The sequence below is a fragment of the Mesorhizobium sp. M0077 genome, from assembly GCF_040322955.1.
Taxonomy (GTDB): Bacteria; Pseudomonadota; Alphaproteobacteria; order Rhizobiales; family Rhizobiaceae; genus Mesorhizobium.
On the sequence record NZ_JAMYUL010000013.1, the window covers coordinates 116,274 to 137,410 of the forward strand.

The 21,137-nt window shown below is 63.2% G+C and carries 20 protein-coding genes; 7 read left to right on the forward strand and 13 right to left on the reverse strand.

The annotated features are described in order from the left end of the window. Positions 1 to 339 precede the first annotated feature (339 nt). The 11 genes from lpdA to mdh all read right to left on the reverse strand — a co-directional run bounded on the left by lpdA (position 340) and on the right by mdh (position 12,207). Complete coding sequence (gene lpdA / locus NKJ57_RS23500; protein ID WP_352512796.1) at positions 340 to 1,746, reverse strand: dihydrolipoyl dehydrogenase; 1,407 nt, start codon at positions 1,744 to 1,746, stop codon at positions 340 to 342. A gap of 23 nt (positions 1,747 to 1,769) precedes the next feature. Beyond that, positions 1,770 to 2,525 carry a glucose 1-dehydrogenase gene (locus tag NKJ57_RS23505; protein ID WP_352512798.1) on the reverse strand — a complete coding sequence of 252 codons (756 nt, stop codon included), beginning with the start codon at positions 2,523 to 2,525 and terminating at the stop codon, positions 1,770 to 1,772. Beyond that, positions 2,522 to 3,028 (reverse strand): hypothetical protein, encoded by a 507-nt coding sequence (locus tag NKJ57_RS23510; RefSeq protein ID WP_352512800.1) that lies wholly within the window; start codon positions 3,026 to 3,028, stop codon positions 2,522 to 2,524. The genes NKJ57_RS23505 and NKJ57_RS23510 overlap by 4 nt, the downstream gene beginning before the upstream one ends. Continuing rightward, on the reverse strand, positions 3,025 to 3,762 hold the full coding sequence (locus tag NKJ57_RS23515; RefSeq protein ID WP_031195599.1) for a DUF4241 domain-containing protein: 738 nt from the start codon (positions 3,760 to 3,762) through the stop codon (positions 3,025 to 3,027). The genes NKJ57_RS23510 and NKJ57_RS23515 overlap by 4 nt, the downstream gene beginning before the upstream one ends. A gap of 16 nt (positions 3,763 to 3,778) precedes the next feature. After that, entirely contained in the window at positions 3,779 to 5,071 is a 1,293-nt protein-coding gene (gene odhB, locus NKJ57_RS23520) for a 2-oxoglutarate dehydrogenase complex dihydrolipoyllysine-residue succinyltransferase (protein ID WP_023745418.1), read from the reverse strand. A 48-nt stretch (positions 5,072 to 5,119) separates the two neighbouring features. Continuing rightward, positions 5,120 to 8,107, reverse strand: a complete 2,988-nt coding sequence (locus NKJ57_RS23525; RefSeq protein ID WP_352512802.1) for a 2-oxoglutarate dehydrogenase E1 component — start codon at positions 8,105 to 8,107, stop codon at positions 5,120 to 5,122. 128 nt (positions 8,108 to 8,235) lie between these two features. Continuing rightward, entirely contained in the window at positions 8,236 to 9,141 is a 906-nt protein-coding gene (gene sucD / locus NKJ57_RS23530) for a succinate--CoA ligase subunit alpha (protein ID WP_023724452.1), read from the reverse strand. 12 nt (positions 9,142 to 9,153) lie between these two features. Then, entirely contained in the window at positions 9,154 to 9,645 is a 492-nt protein-coding gene (locus tag NKJ57_RS23535) for a DUF1579 family protein (protein ID WP_352512803.1), read from the reverse strand. A 2-nt stretch (positions 9,646 to 9,647) separates the two neighbouring features. After that, the gene (locus tag NKJ57_RS23540) at positions 9,648 to 10,019 is read right to left on the reverse strand and encodes a cupin domain-containing protein (RefSeq protein ID WP_023702615.1); all 372 of its coding nucleotides are present in this window, start codon (positions 10,017 to 10,019) and stop codon (positions 9,648 to 9,650) included. A gap of 6 nt (positions 10,020 to 10,025) precedes the next feature. Further along, positions 10,026 to 11,219 (reverse strand): ADP-forming succinate--CoA ligase subunit beta, encoded by a 1,194-nt coding sequence (gene sucC / locus NKJ57_RS23545; RefSeq protein WP_352512804.1) that lies wholly within the window; start codon positions 11,217 to 11,219, stop codon positions 10,026 to 10,028. A 19-nt stretch (positions 11,220 to 11,238) separates the two neighbouring features. Continuing rightward, on the reverse strand, positions 11,239 to 12,207 hold the full coding sequence (mdh, locus tag NKJ57_RS23550; RefSeq protein WP_023694518.1) for a malate dehydrogenase: 969 nt from the start codon (positions 12,205 to 12,207) through the stop codon (positions 11,239 to 11,241). A gap of 492 nt (positions 12,208 to 12,699) precedes the next feature. Here mdh and NKJ57_RS23555 point away from each other — a divergent pair, with 492 nt between their 5' ends. Beyond that, entirely contained in the window at positions 12,700 to 12,810 is a 111-nt protein-coding gene (locus NKJ57_RS23555; RefSeq protein WP_352512836.1) for a hypothetical protein, read from the forward strand. A gap of 265 nt (positions 12,811 to 13,075) precedes the next feature. On the opposite strand, the gene zapE is transcribed toward NKJ57_RS23555, so the two are convergent. Continuing rightward, the gene (gene zapE / locus NKJ57_RS23560) at positions 13,076 to 14,260 is read right to left on the reverse strand and encodes a cell division protein ZapE (protein ID WP_352512806.1); all 1,185 of its coding nucleotides are present in this window, start codon (positions 14,258 to 14,260) and stop codon (positions 13,076 to 13,078) included. Between the two features lie 30 nt (positions 14,261 to 14,290). Then, positions 14,291 to 14,830, reverse strand: coding sequence for a protease inhibitor Inh/omp19 family protein (locus NKJ57_RS23565; RefSeq protein ID WP_023687689.1), 540 nt, complete (start codon positions 14,828 to 14,830; stop codon positions 14,291 to 14,293). A gap of 375 nt (positions 14,831 to 15,205) precedes the next feature. On the opposite strand from NKJ57_RS23565, the gene NKJ57_RS23570 reads away from it, so the two are divergent. The 6 genes from NKJ57_RS23570 to NKJ57_RS23595 all read left to right on the forward strand — a co-directional run bounded on the left by NKJ57_RS23570 (position 15,206) and on the right by NKJ57_RS23595 (position 21,094). Beyond that, entirely contained in the window at positions 15,206 to 15,829 is a 624-nt protein-coding gene (locus NKJ57_RS23570; RefSeq protein ID WP_352512808.1) for a hypothetical protein, read from the forward strand. A 98-nt stretch (positions 15,830 to 15,927) separates the two neighbouring features. Then, positions 15,928 to 16,089, forward strand: a complete 162-nt coding sequence (locus NKJ57_RS23575; RefSeq protein ID WP_023683859.1) for a DUF1328 family protein — start codon at positions 15,928 to 15,930, stop codon at positions 16,087 to 16,089. A 73-nt stretch (positions 16,090 to 16,162) separates the two neighbouring features. Next, the gene (gene dapF, locus NKJ57_RS23580; RefSeq protein WP_352512809.1) at positions 16,163 to 17,047 is read left to right on the forward strand and encodes a diaminopimelate epimerase; all 885 of its coding nucleotides are present in this window, start codon (positions 16,163 to 16,165) and stop codon (positions 17,045 to 17,047) included. Beyond that, positions 17,047 to 18,366 (forward strand): tRNA (N(6)-L-threonylcarbamoyladenosine(37)-C(2))-methylthiotransferase MtaB, encoded by a 1,320-nt coding sequence (mtaB, locus tag NKJ57_RS23585; RefSeq protein WP_352512811.1) that lies wholly within the window; start codon positions 17,047 to 17,049, stop codon positions 18,364 to 18,366. Before dapF ends, mtaB begins: the two co-directional genes overlap by 1 nt. A 12-nt stretch (positions 18,367 to 18,378) precedes the next feature. Continuing rightward, positions 18,379 to 20,361, forward strand: coding sequence for a signal recognition particle-docking protein FtsY (ftsY, locus tag NKJ57_RS23590; protein WP_352512813.1), 1,983 nt, complete (start codon positions 18,379 to 18,381; stop codon positions 20,359 to 20,361). 61 nt (positions 20,362 to 20,422) lie between these two features. After that, positions 20,423 to 21,094, forward strand: coding sequence for a septation protein A (locus NKJ57_RS23595; RefSeq protein WP_023687683.1), 672 nt, complete (start codon positions 20,423 to 20,425; stop codon positions 21,092 to 21,094). Positions 21,095 to 21,137 lie beyond the last annotated feature (43 nt).

A 21,137-nucleotide genomic window follows, 5' to 3' on the forward strand; every position in this document is an offset into this window, starting at 1 on the left:
CCCGGCGCCCGCGCCTGCTCCGGCGCCGAGCCCGTAATCTGGCCAACTGATCTGGCATCTTGTTCCAGCCAAGAACGGCCTGCTGAAAAGCGGGCCGTTTTGTTTGGGGCACCTATCGGCGAGCGTCGCGATTCTTCACCGCCCCCTCTGTCCTGCCGGACATCTCCCCCTCGAGAGGGGAGATCGGCAGTTCACGAACAGCGCCAGGTTAGAAACGTGAGAAACTTGAAAGCTCGCGACGCGGCGGTGAAGTCCAATCTCCCCCCTTGCTTGAGGGGGAGATTGCCGGCAGGCCAGAGGGAGGCCAGAGGGGGGGGGTGCTGTCCCTCCAGCGTTTCCTTAAATATGGATCGGCTTGAAGAACGTCGCCAGCGCTGCTTCCTTCACCGCTTCCGACATTGTCGGATGCGCGTGGCAGGTGCGGGCGAGGTCTTCGGAAGAGCCGCCGAACTCCATCAGCACCGCCGCCTCATGGATCATCTCGCCGGCGCCGAAGCCGACAATGTGGACGCCGAGCACGCGGTCGCTGGCTTTGTCGGCGAGGATCTTCACGAAGCCGTCTGTGTGCAGCATGGCGCGCGCGCGGCCGTTGGCGGTGAACGGGAATTTGCCCATCTTGTAGTCGATGCCGGCCTTCCTCAGCTCTTCCTCTGTCTTGCCGACCGAAGCGATTTCCGGGCTGGTGTAGACGACGCTCGGAATGACGTCGTAATTCACGTGGCCGGCCTGGCCGGCAATGGTCTCGGCCACCGCCACGCCTTCATCCTCGGCCTTGTGCGCCAGCATCGGCCCGGCGATGACGTCGCCAATGGCGTAGATGCCGGCTACGTTGGTCCTGAGATGCCCGTCGGTCTTGACCCGGCCGCGCTCGTCGACCTCGACGCCGGCTTCTTTCAACCCGAGGCTGTCGGAATAGGCCCGGCGTCCGGTCGAGATCAGCACCGCGTCGGCCTCGATGGTCTCGGCCGCACCACCCTTGACCGGCTCGAACGTAACGGCGGCGCCCTTTTTGGCCTTGGTCACCCCTGTCACCTTGGCGCCGAGCTTGAACTCGAAACCCTGCTTGGAAAGCAGGCGCTGGAACTGCTTGGAGACCTCGCCGTCCATGCCGCCCAGGATGGCGTCGAGGAATTCGACCACGGTGACCTTGGCGCCGAGCCGTGCCCATACCGAGCCGAGCTCCAGACCGATGACCCCACCGCCGACAACCACCAGATGTCCCGGCACCTTCTCCAGCGACAGCGCGCCGGTCGACGACACGATCACCTTCTCGTCTATGTCGACCTTGACGCCGGGAATGCCGGCGACATCGGAGCCCGTGGCAATAACGATATTTTTCGTCTCGATCTCCTCGACCTTGCCGTCCTCGGCCGTCACCGACACCTTGCCGGCCGCAACCACCTTCCCGGTGCCACGGAAACTATCGATCTTGTTTTTCTTGAACAGGAAGGCGACGCCATTGACGTTGGCCGAAACGGTCGCGTCCTTGTGCGCCATCATCTTCTTCAGATTGAGTTTCGGCGCCGGTATCTCGACACCCAGCGCATCGAAGGAATGGCCGGCCTCGGCAAACATTTCCGATGCGTAAAGCAGCGCCTTGGATGGAATGCAGCCGATGTTCAGGCAAGTGCCGCCGAAAGTGGCGTTCTTCTCGACCACCGCGACCTTGAGCCCGAGCTGTGCCGCCTTGATGGCGCAGACATAGCCGCCCGGTCCCGACCCGATGATAACGACATCATAAGCCATGTTCGTTTCCCTTAGCTTGGGGCTCAGCGGCCGCCGCTTACATTCAGGATTGCGCCGGTCGTGTAGGACGCCTCATCCGACAAAAGATAGAGAACCGCATGCGCGACTTCATCGGCCGTGCCGGCGCGTTTCATCGGCAGCATGTCGCGGAACCGCTCGACCCGGTCCGGCTGGCCGCCCGAGGCGTGGATCTCGGTGTCGATGATGCCCGGCCGTATCGCGTTGACGCGCACGCCTTCGGTCGCGACTTCGCGCGCCAGGCCGAGCGTAAAAGTGTCGATCGCCGCCTTGGACGCTGCATAGTCGACATATTCGCCGGGCGAGCCGTGTAGCGACGCCGCCGACGAGATGTTGACGATGGCGCCGCCCTGGCCGCCATGCTTGCTCGACATGCGTTTGACCGCTTCGCGCGCGCACAGGAACGAGCCGATGACGTTGATGCGCATCATGCGCTCCAGCCGCGCCAGGCTCATCTCATCGACGCGCGCCTTGACGTCGACGATTCCGGCATTGTTGACCAGGGCGTCGAGCCGGCCATAGGCGCTATCGACGGCTTCGAACATGGCGACGATGTCAGCCTCGACGCCGACATCGCCCTTGACCGCTATCGCTTCACCGCCACCGACCTCGATCTCGGCGACCAGCGCCTGGGCCGCGGCCTCGTTTGCGGCATAGTTGACCGCGACGCGGTAGCCGGCCTTCGCCGCAAGCCGGCAAGTGGCCGCACCAATGCCGCGGCTGCCGCCGGTGACCAGAAGCACTTTTTGCGATGCACTCATTCCTGGCAGCCCTTCAGCAGAAACACATCCCACGGCAGTTTCGAGAAGCCTTTCGGACCGAAGGCCGACGACATCTGCAGCGACGGGCCGAGATCGGGGAAGATCAGGCTCTGCGGCGCGTCCGTGCTTTCGGCTGCCAGCAGCGCAATGTTGCCCTTGTCGTCGGCGCTGTAGACGACACCCTGCCACACCGTGCAGCCGGCAAGCTCGTCACCGGTGACGTCACCGGTCGGGCATTTGTACATCAGCGATCCGTGCGGCCGCGAAACGCCCGATGTCCACATGACGATGCCGTCGAGAACGATGCCCTTGTCGAGCACCATCTTGAACGAGTTGGTGACGGTGACCGCATCCGTCGTCGGCCGGAAATCAATGCCGGCCTCGCTTTCGGCATCGCCATAGACAGCAAGCGCCAGCGGGCAGGCGGCATGCGCCTCGTAACCCGCTGCGAGAACAGCCAGCCCGGCCATAAATCCGATCATTGGCGAAGCGATGTTTGTCATGAATTGCTCTGGCTGCTCTCGCGGCCGTCGGCGTTTTCGAGCACCTCGAAATCGGTCATCAAGACCAGCGGCTCGCCGGCCGCATCCAGTCCCCAGAAGGAATAATAGTTCCCATCACCGAAGCCAGTGTCGAACATGGCTATATTAAGCGGATTTCCATCAACCGGATTATCCATGCGGAACTTGTCGAACGAGCATGCAACGTCAGCAAGATAGCTGTCGAGTTCCTCCTGGTCGGACATCAGCGTCAGAACCGACTTGTCCATGAACGAAGCAACATTATCATCGACAATAAATCCAGACTTCCAGGACGATGTGCCGACGTCGCGGACGAAGGCAGCCAACTCCCACCGCACCGGCAAGCCAGTGCCAAACCGCAATACCGCTGCAGCAACACGGCCTTGCGCCTCAAGCAACGTGACTGGATAGCATCCCGGCCTGACCTTACGGCTAAACACAGGCCGTTCCAGCCCGGTAATCAGTGGATCGCAAGCGATGATTTCGCCGGTCGGTAGCTCAAGCTCACCGATCGCGGTGACGATGATCTTCCGCTCCGCCATTTCGGCTTCGCTGAGAGCGAAGACACCGAGATTGCTGCTCGCCGGCGCCGAATCCCATTCAGTCGATGTCGCCGGCGGAGAGATGGCGGCGGAAGCCGCCGGCCGGGAACGCCTCAATACGCTACCCGCTACTCGACCCAGCTTGAACCCAAACCGCGCCAGCCAGCCGCTCATGACGGATCAGCTCCGATCACAAATCAAGCACCAGCCGTTCGGGATCCTCCAGGCTATCCTTGACGCGGACCAGGAAGGTCACGGCTTCCTTGCCGTCGACGATACGGTGATCGTAGCTCAGCGCCAAGTACATCATCGGCCGGATCACGATCTGGCCGCCGACCACGACCGGCCGGTCCTGGATCTTGTGCATGCCCAAAATCCCGGACTGCGGCGCATTGAGGATCGGCGTCGACATCAGCGAACCGTAGACGCCGCCGTTGGAAATCGTGAACGTGCCGCCTTGCATGTCGGCGACCGACAGCTTGCCGTCGCGTGCGGCGATGCCCAGCCGGCCGATATCCTTCTCGATTTCGGCAATCGACATCTGGTCGGCGTCGCGCACCACCGGCACGACGAGGCCCTTTTCGGTGCCGACGGCGACGCCGATATGGGCATAGTTCTTGAAGATGATGTCGGTGCCGTCGATCTCGGCATTGACCGAGGGGATCTCCTTCAAGGCGTGGGTGACGGCCTTGGTGAAGAAGCCCATGAAGCCGAGCTTCACGCCGTGCTTCTTCTCGAAGATGTCCTTGTATTTGGTCCGCAGCGCCATGACCGCCGACATGTCGACCTCGTTGAAGGTGGTCAGCATCGCTGCGGTCGACTGCGCTTCCTTCAGCCGGCGCGCAATGGTCTGGCGCAGCTTGGTCATGCGCACGCGCTCCTCGCGCGACGCATCGTCGCCGGAAGACGGCGCCCTGACCGCCACCGGAGCCGGGGCGGCCTTCGGAATTTCGGCCGGCTGCGACGGCGCGCCCTTGGAAATCGCGTCGAGCACATCGCCCTTCAGCACCTGGCCGCGCTTGCCCGAGCCAGAAACCTGGTCGACCGACAGATTGTTCTCGGCGATCAGCTTTGCGGCAGCTGGCGCCGGCGGCATGGTGCGCGGCTCGACCGGCCCGGCATCGCCGGCAATCTTGGCGGTCTCGGCCGCGGCCTGCTTGGTCGTATGTGCCGCGTCGGGGCTCGACGCCTGCGACACAGCTTGCGGCTTGGTCTCCTGCTTGGACGCCGGGGCGGCGGCAGCGCCTCCAGCCGAGATCGAACCGAGCAGCGCGCCGACGCCAACGGTCTCGCCTTCCTTGGCGGTGATCTCGCCCAGCGTGCCGGCGGCGGCGGCAGGCACCTCCACCGTCACCTTGTCGGTTTCGAGCTCGACCAGCGGCTCGTCGACGGCAATGGCATCGCCGACCTTCTTGAACCACTTGCCGATGGTCGCCTCGGTGACGGATTCGCCGAGAGTGGGAACGCGGATTTCGGTAGCCATTGTGCCTGTTCCGTTTCTTCTCTGTCTGTTCTATTCGCCGGGTTTGTTCTATTCGCCGAGCGCGTCTTCGAGCAGGGCGGCGAGCTGTGCCAGATGCTTCGACATCAGCCCGGTCGCCGGCGACGCCGCCGCCGGCCTGCCGGTGTAGCGCACCCGCTGATGCTTGGCGTCGATATGAGCCAGCACCCATTCCAGATACGGATCGATGAACGACCAGGCGCCCATATTCTTGGGCTCTTCCTGGCACCACACCATCTCCGCATTGCGGAAACGCGACAGCTCGGTGATCAGGGCCTTGGCCGGGAAGGGATAGAGCTGTTCGACGCGCAGCAGGTAGATGTCGTTGATGCCGCGCTTCTCGCGCTCCTCGTAGAGGTCGTAATAGACCTTGCCCGAGCACAGCACGACGCGGCGAATCTTGGAATCCTTGGTGAGCTTGATCACCTGGTTCTGCAGCAGCTGGGCATCGTCCCACAAAAGCCGGTGGAACGAGCTTTCGCCCGAAATCTCCGGCAGCGTCGATACCGCCCGCTTGTGGCGCAGCAGCGACTTCGGCGTCATCAGGATGAGCGGCTTGCGGAAGTCCCGCTTCAGCTGCCGGCGCAATATGTGGAAGTAGTTGGCCGGCGTGGTGCAGTTGGCGACTTGCATATTGTCTTCGGCGCAGAGCTGCAGGAAGCGCTCGAGCCGGGCCGACGAATGTTCCGGCCCCTGGCCCTCATAGCCATGCGGCAACAGGCAGACCAGGCCCGACATTCTGAGCCACTTGCGCTCGCCCGACGAGATGAACTGGTCGAACACCACCTGGGCGCCGTTGGCGAAATCGCCGAACTGCGCTTCCCAGAGCGTCAGCGCCTTAGGCTCGGCCAGGCTGTAGCCATACTCGAAGCCGAGCACCGCCTCTTCCGACAGCATCGAGTTGATGACTTCGTAGCCGGCCTGTGCGGCCGAGAGATTGTTGAGCGGGATGTAGCGGGTCTCGTCGCGCTGGTCGTAGAGCACGGAATGGCGCTGCGAGAAGGTGCCGCGTTCGGAATCCTGGCCGGACAGCCGGATCGGATTGCCGTCGAGCAAGATGGCGCCGAAGGCCAGCGCCTCGGCCGTCGACCAGTCGATGCCTTCGCCGGAGTCGATCGCCTGGCGGCGGTTTTCGAGGAAGCGGATGATGGTCTTGTGCGCCTCGAAACCCTTCGGCACCTCGGTCAGCTTCTTGCCGATGTCCTTCAGCACCTTGACCGGCACGGCGGTCTTGCCGCGGCGCTGTTCGTCCTGGTTGTCGGCCGTGCGCAGGCCTGACCAGGCGCCGTCCAGCCAGTCGGCCTTGTTGGGCTTGTAATGCTGGCCGACTTCCCATTCGGATTCCAGATGGGCGCGCCAGTCGGCCTTCATCTTGTCGAGTTCGGCCTGGCTGATATGGCCCTCGGCGATCAGCCGCTCGCCATAGATCTGCACCGTCGTCTTGTGGTTGCGGATGTTGGCGTACATGATCGGCTGCGTGAAAGCCGGCTCATCGCCCTCATTGTGGCCGAAGCGGCGGTAGCAGAACATGTCCACCACCACCGGCTTGTGGAACTTCATGCGAAATTCGATCGCCACCTTGGTGGCATGCACCACCGCTTCAGGGTCGTCGCCATTGACGTGGAAGATCGGCGCCTCGATCATCTTGGCGACGTCGGACGGATAGGGGGAAGAGCGCGAGAAGCGCGGATTGGTGGTGAAGCCGATCTGGTTGTTGATGATGAAATGCAGCGTGCCGGCGACGCGGTGGCCGCGCAGGCCCGACAGGCCGAGAATTTCCGCGATTACGCCCTGGCCAGCAAAGGCGGCGTCGCCATGCAGAAGCAGCGGCAGCACCTTGGCGCGCTCTTCCAGCGGCACGATCTCCTCGCGGCTGCGGCCAAACAGATAGTCCTGCTTGGCGCGCGCCTTGCCCATCACAACCGGATCGACGATTTCCAGATGCGAGGGATTGGCGGTCAGCGACAGATGCACCTTGTTGCCGTCGAACTCGCGGTCCGACGAGGCGCCGAGATGGTACTTGACGTCGCCCGAGCCCTCGACCTCGTCAGGAGCGGCCGAGCCGCCCTTGAATTCGTGGAAGATGGCGCGATGCGGTTTGGCCATCACCTGGGACAGCACGTTCAGCCGGCCGCGATGCGCCATGCCGAGCACGATCTCCTTCATGCCGAGCTGGCCGCCGCGCTTGATGATCTGCTCCAGCGCCGGGATCAGGCCTTCGCTACCATCGAGGCCGAAGCGCTTGGTGCCCTTGTACTTGACATCGATGAACTGCTCGAAGCCTTCGGCCTCGACCAGCTTCTGCAGGATCGCTTTTTTTCCCGTAGCGGTGAAGGAAATCTCCTTGTCGGCGCCCTCGATGCGCGCCTGGATCCAGGCCTTCTCCTCGGGATCGGAAATGTGCATGAACTCGACACCGAGCGTCGAGCAATAGGTGCGGGTCAGAATTTCCAGCATCTGCCGGATGGTGCCGAATTCGAGGCCGAGCACATTGTCGAGGAAGATCGGCCGGTCGTAGTCGGCTGCGGTGAAACCGTAATTCTCCGGCGACAGCTCGTTATAGTCCTCAAGCGGCTTGGCGATGCCGAGCGGGTCGAGATTGGCATGCAGATGGCCGCGCATGCGGAAGGCGCGGATCATCATGATGGCGCGCACCGAATCGCGCGTCGCCTGATGCACGTCAGCATCCGACAGCACGACGCCATTGGTGACCGCCTTGTCCTTGACCTTCTTTTCCAGATGCTTCTCGACGATGCCCCAATTGCCGTCCAGCGCCGACACCAGTTCGCCATTGGCCTGCAGCGGCCAGGAGGGCTTTGCCCAGGAAGCGCCCTTGGCGTTCTTGCGCACATCGCCGGCGTCGTCCTTTAGCCCGGCGAAGAAGTCCTGCCATTCGGGGTTTACCGACTCTGGATCATCCTCATAGGACGCGTACAGCGCGTCGATATAGTCGGCATTGCCGCCATACAGGAAAGAGGTGAGCGAAAATTGGTCGTTGGCCTGATCTTGTCTTGCCATTTTTGTCCGCGGAGCCTGGCTCCGTCTCCTTTTCAAAAGCGAATAGTGAGTAGCGAGTAGCGAGTAGCGATTTTTCCCGGGTCGCGCCGTTACTCTCTTTTCCCTATTCGCTATTCACTACTCGCTACTCACTTAGCCTTGATCGCCTCGACCAGCGTCGTGCCCAGCCGGGCCGGCGATGGCGATACCTTGACGCCGGCCGATTCCATCGCCGCGATCTTGTCTTCCGCGCCGCCCTTGCCGCCGGAGATGACCGCGCCCGCATGGCCCATGGTGCGACCGGCCGGCGCAGTGCGCCCGGCGATGAAGCCCGCCATCGGTTTCCTGCGGCCGCGCTTGGCCTCGTCCTTGAGGAACTGCGCGGCGTCTTCCTCGGCCGAACCGCCGATCTCGCCGATCATGATGATCGACTTGGTCTCGTCGTCGGCAAGGAACATTTCGAGCATGTCGATGAACTCGGTGCCTTTTACGGGATCGCCGCCGATACCGACGGCGGTGGTCTGGCCGAGGCCGACATTGGTGGTCTGGAACACTGCCTCATAGGTAAGCGTTCCCGAGCGCGAAACAACGCCGACCGAGCCCTTGCGGAAGATGTTGCCGGGCATGATACCGATCTTGCATTCGTCGGGGGTGAGCACGCCGGGGCAGTTCGGGCCGATCAGCCGCGAGGTCGAGCGGTCGAGCCGCGCCTTGACCCTGACCATGTCCATCACCGGAATGCCTTCGGTGATGCAGACGATCAGCGGGATCTCGGCTTCGATGGCTTCGAGGATGGCTTCGGCGGCGCCCGCCGGCGGCACATAGACAACCGAGGCATTGGCGCCGGTCTTTTCCTTGCCCTCGGCAACGGAAGCGAAGATCGGCAGGTTTTCGCCCTTGGCGCCGGTCCAGGTCTCGCCACCCTTCTTGGGATGGATGCCGCCGACCATCTTGGTGCCGTGATAGGCCAAGGCCTGCTCGGTGTGGAACGTGCCGGTCTTGCCGGTCAGGCCCTGAACCAGCACCTTGGTGTTCTTGTCGATGAGAATGGACATCGGTGCCCTTTTCTAAAAGCCGTTGATCGGGGAAGGCGAGACGCGCCGGTAGACGCCGCTCACCATGTCTTGCCAGCTGTCGCTGCCGGCAGGTTTGAAATGCAGTCGCATCCGGTAGGCATCGGCATTGTCGAAAATATACGTCACGCGCGCTGAGCCACGCGGCGACGACCGCTCCAGAACCAGCTCATCGCCGTTCCACGTTCCTGTGGCCGGCGAGGCCGGCACAAAACCCATGGAGTCGAACTGGTGCATGGTGAAGAGCCTGTTTGGCTGATCGAAGCCGAACACGCTGTGCGAGCCGAACGAGACCGTGCCGTCGCGGCGCTGGCGATAGCGCTGGACCACGAACAGTCCGCCGAACTGTGGCTCTGTCAGCACGTCCGACGTCGCCGGTCCGCCATCGGCCCACTGCGTTTCCGCCACCTCTTCCTCGCCGCGCCACGCGCCGACCAGTGCCTGCAGGCGCTGGTGATCGGCCGAGAGCGAGGAGAACGCGTTCATGGTCAGAGCCGCTTCAGGTCGCAGACGGTGAGGTCGCTCTTGGCGTTGCCGGTGTTGAGCGTCGTTGCCGGCTCGAACATCAGCACCACCGGCTCGGCGGTCAGCGAGCGCGGCCGGTGCTCGACGCCGCGCGGCACGATGATGAAATCACCCTCGCCGAGCTCGACCGGCCCGTCGCGGAAATCGATGGCAATCCTGCCCCGCAGGACGAGGAAGGCTTCGTCCTCATGCTCATGCGCATGCCAGTCGAAGGTCTCGCCGAACTTGGCAACCTTGGCCTGGCTGTCATTGACGTCGCCGGCGATATGCGGATCGAAGACCTTGGTGATCTTCGCGTCCGCCGCCTCGACGAGGTTTATCTTGCGCGGAGGCATTCGCCTTCAGCCCTTCACCGCCGCCACGATCTTCTTGGCTGCATCGTCGAGATCGTCGGCCGACACGACGTTCAGACCGCTGTCGTTGATGATCTTCTTGCCGAGCTCGGCATTGGTGCCTTCAAGGCGCACCACCAGCGGCACTTGCAGGCCGACTTCCTTGACCGCGGCAATGACGCCCTCGGCAATGATGTCGCACTTCATGATGCCGCCGAAGATGTTGATCAGGATGCCTTTGACCGCCGGATCCCTTGTGATGATCTTGAACGCCGCCGTCACCTTCTCCTTCGACGCGCCGCCGCCGACATCGAGGAAGTTGGCGGGTTCCGCGCCATAGAGCTTGATGATGTCCATCGTCGCCATCGCGAGGCCGGCGCCGTTGACCATGCAGCCGATATTGCCGTCGAGCGCGACATAGGCGAGGTCGTATTTCGACGCCTCGATCTCCTTCTCGTCCTCTTCGGTGGTGTCGCGCAGTTCCATCAGTTCGGGGTGGCGAAACAGCGCGTTGTTGTCGAACGACACCTTGGCGTCGAGCACGCGCAGCCGGCCGTTCTTCATGACGATCAGCGGATTGACCTCGAGCAGGCTCATGTCCTTTTCGACAAAGGCCTTGTAGAGGATCGGAAACAGCGTGCCGGCATCCTTGGCGGCTTCGCCGGTGAGGCTCAGCGCTTCGACCAATATGTCGACGTCGATGGTTGTCACGCCAGCCAGCGGATCGATGGCGCGGGTGATGATCTTCTCCGGCGTATCGTGGGCGACGCCTTCAATGTCCATGCCGCCTTCGGTCGAGACGACGAAGGCGATGCGGCCGACCGAGCGGTCGACCAGGATCGACAGATAGAGTTCACGCTCGATGTCGGCGCCGTCCTCGATGTAAAGCCGGTTGACCTGCTTGCCGGCCGGGCCGGTCTGTTTGGTGACCAGCGTGTGGCCGAGCATCTCATTGGCGTTGGCAACGACTTCGGCCACCGATTTCGCCAACCGCACGCCGCCCTTGGCGTCCGGGCCAAGCTCCTTGAACTTGCCCTTACCACGGCCGCCGGCATGGATCTGGCTCTTCACCACATAAAGCGGGCCGGGAAGCGCTTGTGCCGCGGCTTCCGCCTCGCTTGCCTTGAACACCGGCACGCCTTCGGCCACCGGCGCGCCAAAGCTCTTCAGCAGCGCCTTGCCTTGATATTCATGGATGTTCATCTGGATGGTCTCCGGAGGATTATTTCGAGGCGAGATGCGGGGCGATCTTGACGCAAGCCTCGGTCAGGCCCTGCACCGTCGCCACCGAAGCGTCGAACATCTTCTGCTCGGCCTTGTTGAGGTCGATCTCGATGATGCGCTCGACGCCGCCGGCGCCGATGACCACGGGAACGCCGACATAGGTGCCCTTGACGCCATACTGACCCGAGAGATGCGCCGCACAAGGCAGCACACGCTTCTTGTCCTTGAGATAGGATTCGGCCATCGCGATGGCCGAGGCGGCCGGCGCATAGTAGGCCGAGCCGGTCTTCAAGAGGCCGACGATCTCGGCGCCGCCATCGCGGGTACGCTGCACGATCTGGTCGAGCTTTTCCTTCGAGGTCCAACCCATCTTGATGAGGTCCGGCAGCGGAATGCCCGACACCGTGGAATAGCGGATCATCGGCACCATGGAATCGCCGTGGCCACCCAGCACGAAGGCGGTGACGTCCTCGACCGAGACCTTGAATTCCTCGGCCAGGAAATAGCGGAAGCGCGCGCTGTCGAGCACGCCGGCCATGCCGACGACATGGGTCTTGGGCAGGCCCGAAAACTTCTGCAGCGCCCAGACCATGGCGTCGAGCGGGTTGGTGATGCAGATGACGAAGGCCTTGGGCGCGTATTTCTTCAGCCCGGCGCCGACCTGTTCCATGACCTTGAGGTTGATGCCGAGCAGATCGTCGCGGCTCATACCCGGCTTGCGCGGCACGCCGGCAGTGACGATGCAGACATCGGCGCCCTCGATCCCGGCATAATCATTGACGCCGGTCAGCCGGGAGTCAAAACCGTCGACCGGCGACGACTGCGCGATATCGAGGCCCTTGCCTTGCGGGATGCCCTCGGCAATATCGAACAGCACCACGTCGCCGAGGTCCTTGAGGCCGATCATGTGAGCGAGCGTGCCGCCGATCATGCCGGAGCCGATGAGCGCTATCTTGTTGCGTGCCATGTGAGGAAATTTTCCCTTTGTCTGTGACGACGCCCAAATCTCTGGCGATCTGGTTGACGGCGTCGAGGAAGAGGCCGGAATGCTGTGGTGTCAGCGGATTTCGCCGCATCCAGTAGCCCCGGTGGCAAATATATTCAATCGATTATTTTCGAGTGAATGATTTCAATCGGTTAGAAACACTGGGATTTACGTAAACGTCAAAGTTCGTAGGCCGGCTTGGGAGATTTTACACAATGCGCGTGGAAATCAGAAGACTATATCCAGGCGATGACGCCCTTGTGAAGCGCATCGCCGAGGACGTGTTCGACGAGCCGGTCCGGGCCGACAGGCTTGCTGCCTACCTCGTCTCATCATCAGGTCATCTCATGATCGTGGCATTGGCCGACGGCGTCGTCGACCAATGCCCCACAATCATCCACCGCCATCCCCACAAAGGTCAGCGAATTCTACATCGACGAAGTCAGTGTCTCACCCGCCTACCAACACCAAGGCATCGCGCGAAAGATGCTCGACGCCATGTTCGCGCTCGGTCGCGAGCAAAGGTTGCGGCGAAGCCTGTGTTGGAACCGAGCCGGACAATGTTCCATCGCGCGAGCTTTATGAAAAACGCAGGGAGGAGCATGGGCAGGCGGAGGCGTTTGTAATGTATGCGTATGACCTTTAGGCGTCGGCGGGACAGCGCCCCCTCTGCCTTGCCAGGCATCTCCCCACGAGGGGGGAGACCGGACGTCACGCGACCTTTCGCCAATCTCCAATGCCGCAGGAATGAGCGGAGCGCCGAAACCGCCAATCTCCCCCCGTGTGGGGGAGATGTCCGGCAGGACAGAGGGGGGGCGAAGGATCACTACATAATGACCTCTTGGAACCCTCAGACCTGCGCTTCCGCGTTGTCCTTCTGCCGTTCCGCCCAGTCCTCCAGCCAGTCGCGGCTCTGCATTTCGATCAGGCGCGAGGCCGTGCGCTCGAATTCGAAGACCTCGTTGCCGCGCCTGGCCGTATAGAGCTCAGGCGGCGAGGCGTCGGCGCTTACCACCAGCCGCGTGTGATGATCGTAGAGCGTGTCTATCAGGAGGATGAAGCGCTTGGCCTCGTTGCGCTTGCCTTCGCCCAGCACAGGCACGTGATCGATGAAGACGGTCGAGAAGCGGCCGGCAATGGCCAGAAAATCGCGCGCGCCGAGCGGCTTTTCGCAGAGGTCGGCGAAGGAAAACCGCGCCGCATTGCCGGCAGCAGCCGGTATTCTCACCTGCCGCCCCTTGAGCGTCAGCGCGGTCTCGGCCGTCGGCGCTCCACGCGTCATCGCCTGCCAGGCCTCGTCGAGCACACGGTCGGCTTCGGCATCCGCCGGCGTGACATAGACAGGCGTGCGGGCGAGCTTTTCCAGCCTGTAGTCCTTGTCGGCATCAAGCGTCAGCACATGGGCGTGGCGCTCGAGAATGCTGATGAAGGGCAGGAAGAGCTGGCGGTTCAGCCCGTCGCGATAAAGGTCCTGCGGCGCGACATTCGAGGTGGCGACCAGAACCACGCCATTGGCGAACAGCGCCGAAAACAGCCGCGACAGGACCATCGCATCGGCAATGTCGGTGACCGAAAACTCATCGAAGCACAGCACCCAGGCCTGTTCGGCAAGCTGAAGCGCGACCGGCGGGATCGGGTCGTCCTCCTTGACGTCGCCGTTCTTGCGCGCCTGCCGGTGCTTCTGGATGCGGTCCTGCACATCGGCCATGAAGTCGTTGAAATGAACGCGGCGCTTGCGCCTGACCGGCAACAGCTCGAAGAACATATCCATCAGCATGGTCTTGCCGCGACCGACCCCGCCATGAATGTAGAGGCCCTTGACGACCTCGCGCGTCTCGCGCTTGCGGGCAAACAGCCAGCCGAGCGCGCTCGACTTGTGCGCCAGCCGCTTGACCGAGATCTCGTCGGTCAGCCGGTCGAGCGCGGCGGCGATGCGCTCCTGCGCAGGATCGCGCTCGATGGCGCCGGTTGCGACCAGATGGTCGTAGCGCTGCCTGACGGTCGCATGGGTCTGGAGGCCGTCACGCAGATGCATCGGTCACGTCGCTGTCTAGGGATAGGCAGCCTATCTTGTAAGCGATATCGGCAAGCCGTTGGTAGTCTGGCCGTCGAATTTCGAACCGCCCGAGGAATAGAGCCGCGCCAGCGTGCCGCCATTCTCGTCATAGAGCGTCAGCTGCTTGCCGGCGACGTTCCACGATTTGATGCCGTCGATGGGCGGCGGGCAATGCAGCGGCCCGGCGCGGAAGCCGGCGCCGAATTTGGTCTGCGGCGTCGCCACCTTGCAGCTCTGTCCGGACACGCTGGCGTTCCAGACGCCGGCAACGCTCGCAGCGGTAAGGTCGGAGGCTCCGGCCGGCGCCGATCCGTCCGGCGGCAGCGAGGCGACCTGCGCGCCTGCCGGCGCGGTCGGGAATTGCGATGGGTCGGTGGTGCCCGGCGCTGCCGGGGGCGGCAGTTGGCTTCCGCTCACCGTGCCGGCGGGCGCGGGCTGCAGCGGGGCGGGCTGCTGGTCATCCATCGATGAAAAACGCGAGGTCGAACAGCCGCTCGCAACGAGCGCTGCCAGCGATACGGCCATCAGCCCGCTTCTCGAAAAAATCATTCAAACCTCCGTCGGATCCGGCTGGGGGGAAGCCGTCCGCACAATCTCACCCTCACCAAGATGGAGAAGGTGGCGAAATTTCAACCCGATATGGTTAAAATAGGGTTTGCACCACGAATTGTTGTAAATTTGTCGCAAAATGGCTGGCGGACAAAAGGCATGTCTTCGCTCTAGCGCGGTTCCAACCGGTACATTGGTTGCGAAAGCGGCACCGGAGCCCGCAGCAGGTCGGCGCATCGGCGGTCGAGCGCAACTGCCGGCGCAAAACTGACTGAAGCGCTTAAGGCGCAAGGCCTGGCGCGTGAGCGGTTTCGCGCCTTCCGTCCGGGCGAGCTTTGGGACGTTCCCGAGATCGAGCGCGGCTGAAGTCTGCATTTGGCCGTTTACGGCACTGCCGTTTTAGCCGATGTTCTATCGCAACAGGGGGAACAGATGAAATCAATCTTGGCAGTTTTGATCGCGCTGGTAATTTCGACGCCGGCCGCTTTCGCGGGCGAAATCTCCGATCGCGCCGCTGAAGCCGAAAAGGCACTGCAGGCGGGTGATGGCGCCGGCGCGCTGGACAAATTCCGCAGCGCCGAGGACGCTCTGTGGCAAGCGATGCCGCTTGGCGTGCAAAATGTGAAGCATATCCTGTCGGCCAGCGGGTTCGGCGCCTACGCCGAGCGCCCGAACCATGTCTACAAGCCGGGCGAAGAGATTGTGCTTTATATGGAGCCGGTCGGTTACGGCTACGGCTCGGATGGGCTCGGCAACAACCAGATCGCGCTTTACGTTGACCTTACCGTGCTTTCCCAGTCGGGCGAGAAGCTGGGCAGCGTCGAAAAGCTTGGTCGGGTCCAGCTCGCCTCGCGCTCGCATAACCGAGAGATGTTCTTCAAATTAAACGTCTCCCTGGATGGCGTTCCCCCCGGCAAATACCGAGCGGATTTCCTCATGCATGACGAGAACTCGCAAAAGACGGCGCCTTTCACGACCGACTTCGAGATTGCCGAATAGCGCGCCCAGTCGGAGAGAGCCTCGCGGCAACGGAACCAGAGCGCCGCAGATGCGTTCTTAAGCCGGCTGCAGGCCAGTCAATTTGCGAGGCATTGTCCATGATCAAATGGATCATCATTCTTCTCATCGTTGCTGCCGCCGCCAGCCTGCTCGGCATGCCGGCGCTGGCCGGTGCCGCCGCCACCGGCGCGCGCGTGCTGATCGGCATCGTTCTCGTCATCTTCCTGCTGATCGTGCTCGGCGTTTTCGCGGTAACCTAAACGCAGCCCACACTGGTAATTCCCGCCCGTTTCCGCCATATAGCGGCGAAACGTACAGGAATTACCTCAGATCATGGCAGGCACTGCCCCCTTCGCCAAGATGAACGGCATCGGCAACGAAATCATCGTCGCCGACATGCGTGGCCGTGCCGATAGGGTCACGGCGGCGTCGGCTGTCGCGCTGAACGCCGATGCGGCGACCAGGTTCGACCAGATCATGGCGATCCACGATTCGCGCACGCCGGGCACCGCCTTTTACATCGACATTTTGAATTCCGACGGCTCGGGCGCGCAGGCCTGCGGCAACGGCATGCGCTGTGTCGTCCAGGCGCTGGCCGCCGAAACCGGCCAGAAGACTTTCACCTTCGAGACCCGCGCCGGCATCCTCAACGCCGTCGAAAATGCCGACGGCACCATCTCGGTCGACATGGGCACTCCGCGCTTTGGCTGGCAGGACATTCCGCTGGCCGAGGAATTCCGCGACACCCGCATGATCGAGTTGCAGATCGGCCCCATCGACGCGCCGGTGCTGCATTCGCCTTCGGCTCTCTCGATGGGCAACCCGCACGCCATCTTCTGGGTCGACAACGATGTCTGGTCCTATGAACTCGAGCGTTTCGGCCCGCTACTCGAAAACCATCCGATCTTCCCCGAGCGCGCCAACATCACCATCGCCCAGGTAACGTCGCCGGAGACGATGATCATCCGCACCTGGGAGCGCGGCGCCGGCCTGACCAGGGCTTGCGGCTCGGCCGCTTGCGCTTCCGTCGTCGCCGCTGCCCGCACCCGGCGCACCGGCCGCAGCGTTACGCTGATGACGCCCGGCGGCGGCTCGCTGCATGTGGAATGGCGCGACGACGACCACGTCATCCTGACCGGCGCTGCCGAATGGGAGTTTTCCGGCAATTTCGATCCGTCGACCGGCACCTGGGCCCGCGACACCGAAAGCGCGGCCTGATGTCTGCACTTGCCGATACCAAGGGCCCCAACTCCCAAGGCATAGACGTCGTCACCTTTGGCTGCCGTCTCAACACCTATGAATCCGAAGTGATGCGCCGCGAGGCCGAAAGCGCAGGTCTCGGCGCGCTCAAAGGCGGCGCCATTATCTTCAACACCTGCGCCGTCACCGCCGAAGCGGTGCGCCAGGCCAGGCAGTCGATCAGAAAGGCCCGCCGCGAAAATCCGGCGGCGCGCATCATCGTCAGCGGCTGCGCCGCGCAAACCGAACCGCAGAATTTTGCCGCCATGGACGAGGTCGACCTCGTGCTTGGCAACGAAGAGAAGCTGAAGGCCAACTCCTACCGCGCGCTGCCGGATTTCGGCGTCAACGACAGCGAGAAGGCGCGCGTCAACGACATTTTCTCGGTGCGCGAGACCGCCGGCCACATGGTCGACGCCATTGAGGGCCGGGCACGTGCTTTCGTCCAGGTGCAGAACGGCTGCGACCATCGCTGCACGTTCTGCATCATCCCCTATGGCCGCGGCAACTCACGCTCGGTGCCGATGGGCGCGGTTGTCGAGCAGGTCAAGCGTCTCGTCGGCAACGGCTACGCCGAGATCGTGCTGACCGGCGTCGACATGACCTCTTTCGGCGCCGACCTGCCGGGCGCGCCGAAGCTGGGAAAGCTGGTGAAGACCATCCTGAAGCAGGTGCCTGATGTGAGGCGGCTGCGGCTGTCCTCCATCGATTCGATCGAGGCCGACGACGATCTGCTGGACGCCATCGCCACCGAGCCCAGGCTGATGCCGCATCTGCATCTGTCGCTGCAATCAGGTGACGACATGATCCTGAAGCGCATGAAGCGCAGGCATTTGCGCGACCAGTCGATCCGCTTCTGCGAGGATGTGCGCAAATTGCGCCCGGCAATCGTCTTCGGCGCCGACATCATCGCCGGCTTCCCGACCGAGACCGAGGAAATGTTTCAGAATTCGATAAAGATCGTCGAGGAATGTGGGCTGACGCACCTGCATGTCTTCCCGTTTTCGCCGCGCGAAGGCACGCCCGCCGCGCGCATGCCGCAGGTCCGCCGCGAATTGGTCAAGCAGCGCGCGGCCCAGCTGCGCGCCGCTGGTGAGGCTGCGTATCGCCGCCATCTGTCGTCGCTCCCGGGAACGCGCCAGTCGATCCTGGTCGAGCGCGACGGCCTCGGCCGCACCGAAGGGTTCACGCTTGCCGCGCTAGGCACAGGCGCGCCGGGCGAGATCGTCGAGGCAGACATCACCGGCCATGATGGGGCGCGCCTGATAGCCTCGCCCCTCACTGCCCGCGCCGCCTGAGACGATTGAAGCATGGCCGGTTTTTTCAAGAACATATTTTCGTTCGGCAAGAAGGAAGGCGTCGAGGAGCGCATCGACGAAACCGCTCCCCTGCCGCCGATCAAATGGGATGCGCTTGAGGCGCTGAAGCCGGCGGCCGAGCAGATCGTTCCGGAGTTCTTGAAGCGCGAGGAGCCCGAGCCGCCGACGCCCCACCCTCCCCTCGATGGGGAGGGTCGCCACGAAGTGGCGGAGAGGGGTGAGAGCGCCGACGCCGGCGCCACTCACCACCAAGCTTCGCTTGGGGCCTCCCCCATCGAGGGGGAGGTAAAGCCTGCGCCGCAGTCGGCGCCAGAAGAACCGAAGCCCGAACCCGCGCCGACCATCCCGCCCGCGCCGGAACCGGTCGTCCCATCCGAGCCGGAACCGTTGCCGGAGCCCGCGCCGGAAGAAGCCCCCGAACCTGAGACGCCTGCCGAGCCGCCGGAGCCCGAGGAAGTTCCCGCGCCGCCGGCTGTTCCGAAGCCCGCGCCCGAACCGCAGCCGCAAGAAGTTCCGGCCGCACCGGCCAAGCCGGAGGTTGAACCAGCGCGCCCGGAGAGGCAGCCGGAACCGGCCCCCGTTGAAGTACCAACGCCTGCCGAGGAGCCGGCCGAAGCACCAGCGCCGATCGAAGTGCCGCAACCGTCCGCGCCTCCCGCACAGCCTACCTCAGAGGTCAGCGCCGCCCCTCATCCGCCTGCCGGCACCTTCTCCCCGTATAGCCACGGGGAGAAGGACGAGGCGACCCACCCTCCCCTCGATGGGGAGGGTCGACGCGAAGCGGCGCGGTGGGGTGACAGCGCTGACGCCAGCGCAAATCACCCCCACCCCCAAGCTTCGCTTGGGACCTCCCCCATCGAGGGGGAGGTAAAGCGCACTCCGGTCGAAGCCACACCCGCGCCGGTCGAAGTCCGGGCTGCCACGGCGGGGGTTGCGCCCATGCCTGAACCGGGTTTTCCGCCGACACCACAGCCGACACCGTCAGTCGGCAAAGTCACCGTCACCAAAAAGGTCGAGCAGAAAGCCGAGCCGCAAAAGGCGCCCGAACCGGCGCCGCGACGCTCCTGGTTCCAGCGCATGCGCGACGGGCTTGCCCGCTCCTCGAAAGAACTCACCGGCAACATCGCCGGCGTCTTCACCAAGCGCAAGCTCGACGAGGAGACGCTGCAGGATCTGGAGGACGTGCTGATCCGTGCCGATCTGGGCATGGAAACAGCCTTGCGCGTCACCGATGCCCTCGCTGCCAGCCGCTACGGCAAGGATGTCTCCGACGCGGATGTCCGCACCATCATGGCGGCCGAGGTGGAGAAGGTGCTGGCCCATGTCGCCATGCCGCTGGAGCTCGACCTGTCGCACAAGCCGCATGTCATTCTGGTGGTCGGCGTCAACGGCACCGGCAAGACCACGACCATCGGCAAGCTCGCCGCCAAACTGACCGATGGTGGCCTGTCGGTGATGCTGGCCGCCGGCGATACCTTTCGCGCTGCAGCCATCGAGCAGCTGAAGATCTGGGGCGAGAGGACGAAGTCTCCGGTCATCGCCTCGAAGATCGGCGCGGATGCCGCCGGCCTTGCCTACGACGCTTTCGAACGCGCCAAGGAGGCCGGCTCCGACGTACTGATCATCGACACCGCCGGCCGGCTGCAAAACAAGACCGAACTGATGGCGGAGCTGGAAAAGATCGTGCGCGTGCTGGGCAAGCTCGATCCGGAAGCGCCGCATACCGTGCTGCAGACGGTCGACGCCACCACCGGCCAGAATGCGCTCAATCAGGTCGAGATCTTCCGCAATGTCGCCGGCGTCAACGGCCTGGTGATGACCAAGCTGGACGGCACGGCGCGCGGCGGTATTCTGGTCGCGATCGCGGCAAAGCACAAACTGCCGGTCTACTTCATCGGCGTCGGCGAACAGGTCGACGACCTCGAACCATTCTCGGCCGGCGAATTCGCCAGGGCGATCGCCGGCGTAGCGTAACAGGCAGTGATCCCGAAGAGCTGACGGCTTTTTGGACAAGATCATGCGTCAGAAGGAAGTCATGAACCCACCCATCCTCGAACGCGACCCGTCCGACCCGCGAAAGAAGAAAGAAAGCGTCAATCCGCTGCTCAAGCTGGTGCTGGAACTCGGGCCGCTGATGGTGTTCTTCTTCGCCAATGCACGCGGCGCCTGGCTGGTGCAGAAATTTCCTGTCCTGGCCGAATTCGGCGGGCCGATCTTCGTCGCCACCGGCCTTTTCATGGCGGCGACGGCGATCGCGCTGATCGCCTCCTGGCTGCTGCTGCGCACCTTGCCGATCATGCCGATGGTCTCGGGCGTCGTCGTCTTCATCTTCGGCGCGCTGACGCTCTATCTGCAGGACGACGTGTTCATCAAGATGAAGCCGACCATCGTCAACACCCTGTTCGGCGGCGTGCTGCTCGGCGGTCTGTATTTCGGCCGATCGCTGCTCGGCTATGTCTTCGATTCGGCCTTTCGCCTCGATGCCGAAGGCTGGCGCAAGCTGACTTTCCGCTGGGGCCTGTTCTTCCTGTTCCTGGCTCTTGCCAATGAAGTGGTGTGGCGGAATTTTTCCACCGACTTCTGGGTTACCTTCAAGGTCTGGGGCATCATGCCGATCACCCTGTTGTTCACCTTCAGCCAGATGCCGCTGATCCTGCACCATTCGATCGAGGATAAGGCCGAGAAGGTGGAAGAAGCCGGCAAGTAGAGCAATTCCAGGAAAAGTGTGAAGCCGTCCGGAATTGCGTCAG

What these genes read in the sequence shown, in the direction of transcription:
- mtaB (WP_352512811.1), top strand. Translation starts at nt 17,047, where the DNA reads ATGTCTGCACTTGCCGATACCAAGGGCCCCAACTCCCAAGGCATAGAC.
- lpdA (WP_352512796.1), bottom strand. Translation starts at nt 1,746, where the DNA reads ATGGCTTATGATGTCGTTATCATCGGGTCGGGACCGGGCGGCTATGTC.
- NKJ57_RS23540 (WP_023702615.1), bottom strand. Translation starts at nt 10,019, where the DNA reads ATGCCTCCGCGCAAGATAAACCTCGTCGAGGCGGCGGACGCGAAGATC.
- zapE (WP_352512806.1), bottom strand. Translation starts at nt 14,260, where the DNA reads ATGCATCTGCGTGACGGCCTCCAGACCCATGCGACCGTCAGGCAGCGC.
- NKJ57_RS23515 (WP_031195599.1), bottom strand. Translation starts at nt 3,762, where the DNA reads ATGAGCGGCTGGCTGGCGCGGTTTGGGTTCAAGCTGGGTCGAGTAGCG.
- NKJ57_RS23510 (WP_352512800.1), bottom strand. Translation starts at nt 3,028, where the DNA reads ATGACAAACATCGCTTCGCCAATGATCGGATTTATGGCCGGGCTGGCT.
- odhB (WP_023745418.1), bottom strand. Translation starts at nt 5,071, where the DNA reads ATGGCTACCGAAATCCGCGTTCCCACTCTCGGCGAATCCGTCACCGAG.
- NKJ57_RS23595 (WP_023687683.1), top strand. Translation starts at nt 20,423, where the DNA reads ATGAACCCACCCATCCTCGAACGCGACCCGTCCGACCCGCGAAAGAAG.
- sucC (WP_352512804.1), bottom strand. Translation starts at nt 11,219, where the DNA reads ATGAACATCCATGAATATCAAGGCAAGGCGCTGCTGAAGAGCTTTGGC.
- NKJ57_RS23565 (WP_023687689.1), bottom strand. Translation starts at nt 14,830, where the DNA reads ATGATTTTTTCGAGAAGCGGGCTGATGGCCGTATCGCTGGCAGCGCTC.
- NKJ57_RS23575 (WP_023683859.1), top strand. Translation starts at nt 15,928, where the DNA reads ATGATCAAATGGATCATCATTCTTCTCATCGTTGCTGCCGCCGCCAGC.
- mdh (WP_023694518.1), bottom strand. Translation starts at nt 12,207, where the DNA reads ATGGCACGCAACAAGATAGCGCTCATCGGCTCCGGCATGATCGGCGGC.
- NKJ57_RS23525 (WP_352512802.1), bottom strand. Translation starts at nt 8,107, where the DNA reads ATGGCAAGACAAGATCAGGCCAACGACCAATTTTCGCTCACCTCTTTC.
- sucD (WP_023724452.1), bottom strand. Translation starts at nt 9,141, where the DNA reads ATGTCCATTCTCATCGACAAGAACACCAAGGTGCTGGTTCAGGGCCTG.
- NKJ57_RS23505 (WP_352512798.1), bottom strand. Translation starts at nt 2,525, where the DNA reads ATGAGTGCATCGCAAAAAGTGCTTCTGGTCACCGGCGGCAGCCGCGGC.
- dapF (WP_352512809.1), top strand. Translation starts at nt 16,163, where the DNA reads ATGGCAGGCACTGCCCCCTTCGCCAAGATGAACGGCATCGGCAACGAA.
- ftsY (WP_352512813.1), top strand. Translation starts at nt 18,379, where the DNA reads ATGGCCGGTTTTTTCAAGAACATATTTTCGTTCGGCAAGAAGGAAGGC.
- NKJ57_RS23535 (WP_352512803.1), bottom strand. Translation starts at nt 9,645, where the DNA reads ATGAACGCGTTCTCCTCGCTCTCGGCCGATCACCAGCGCCTGCAGGCA.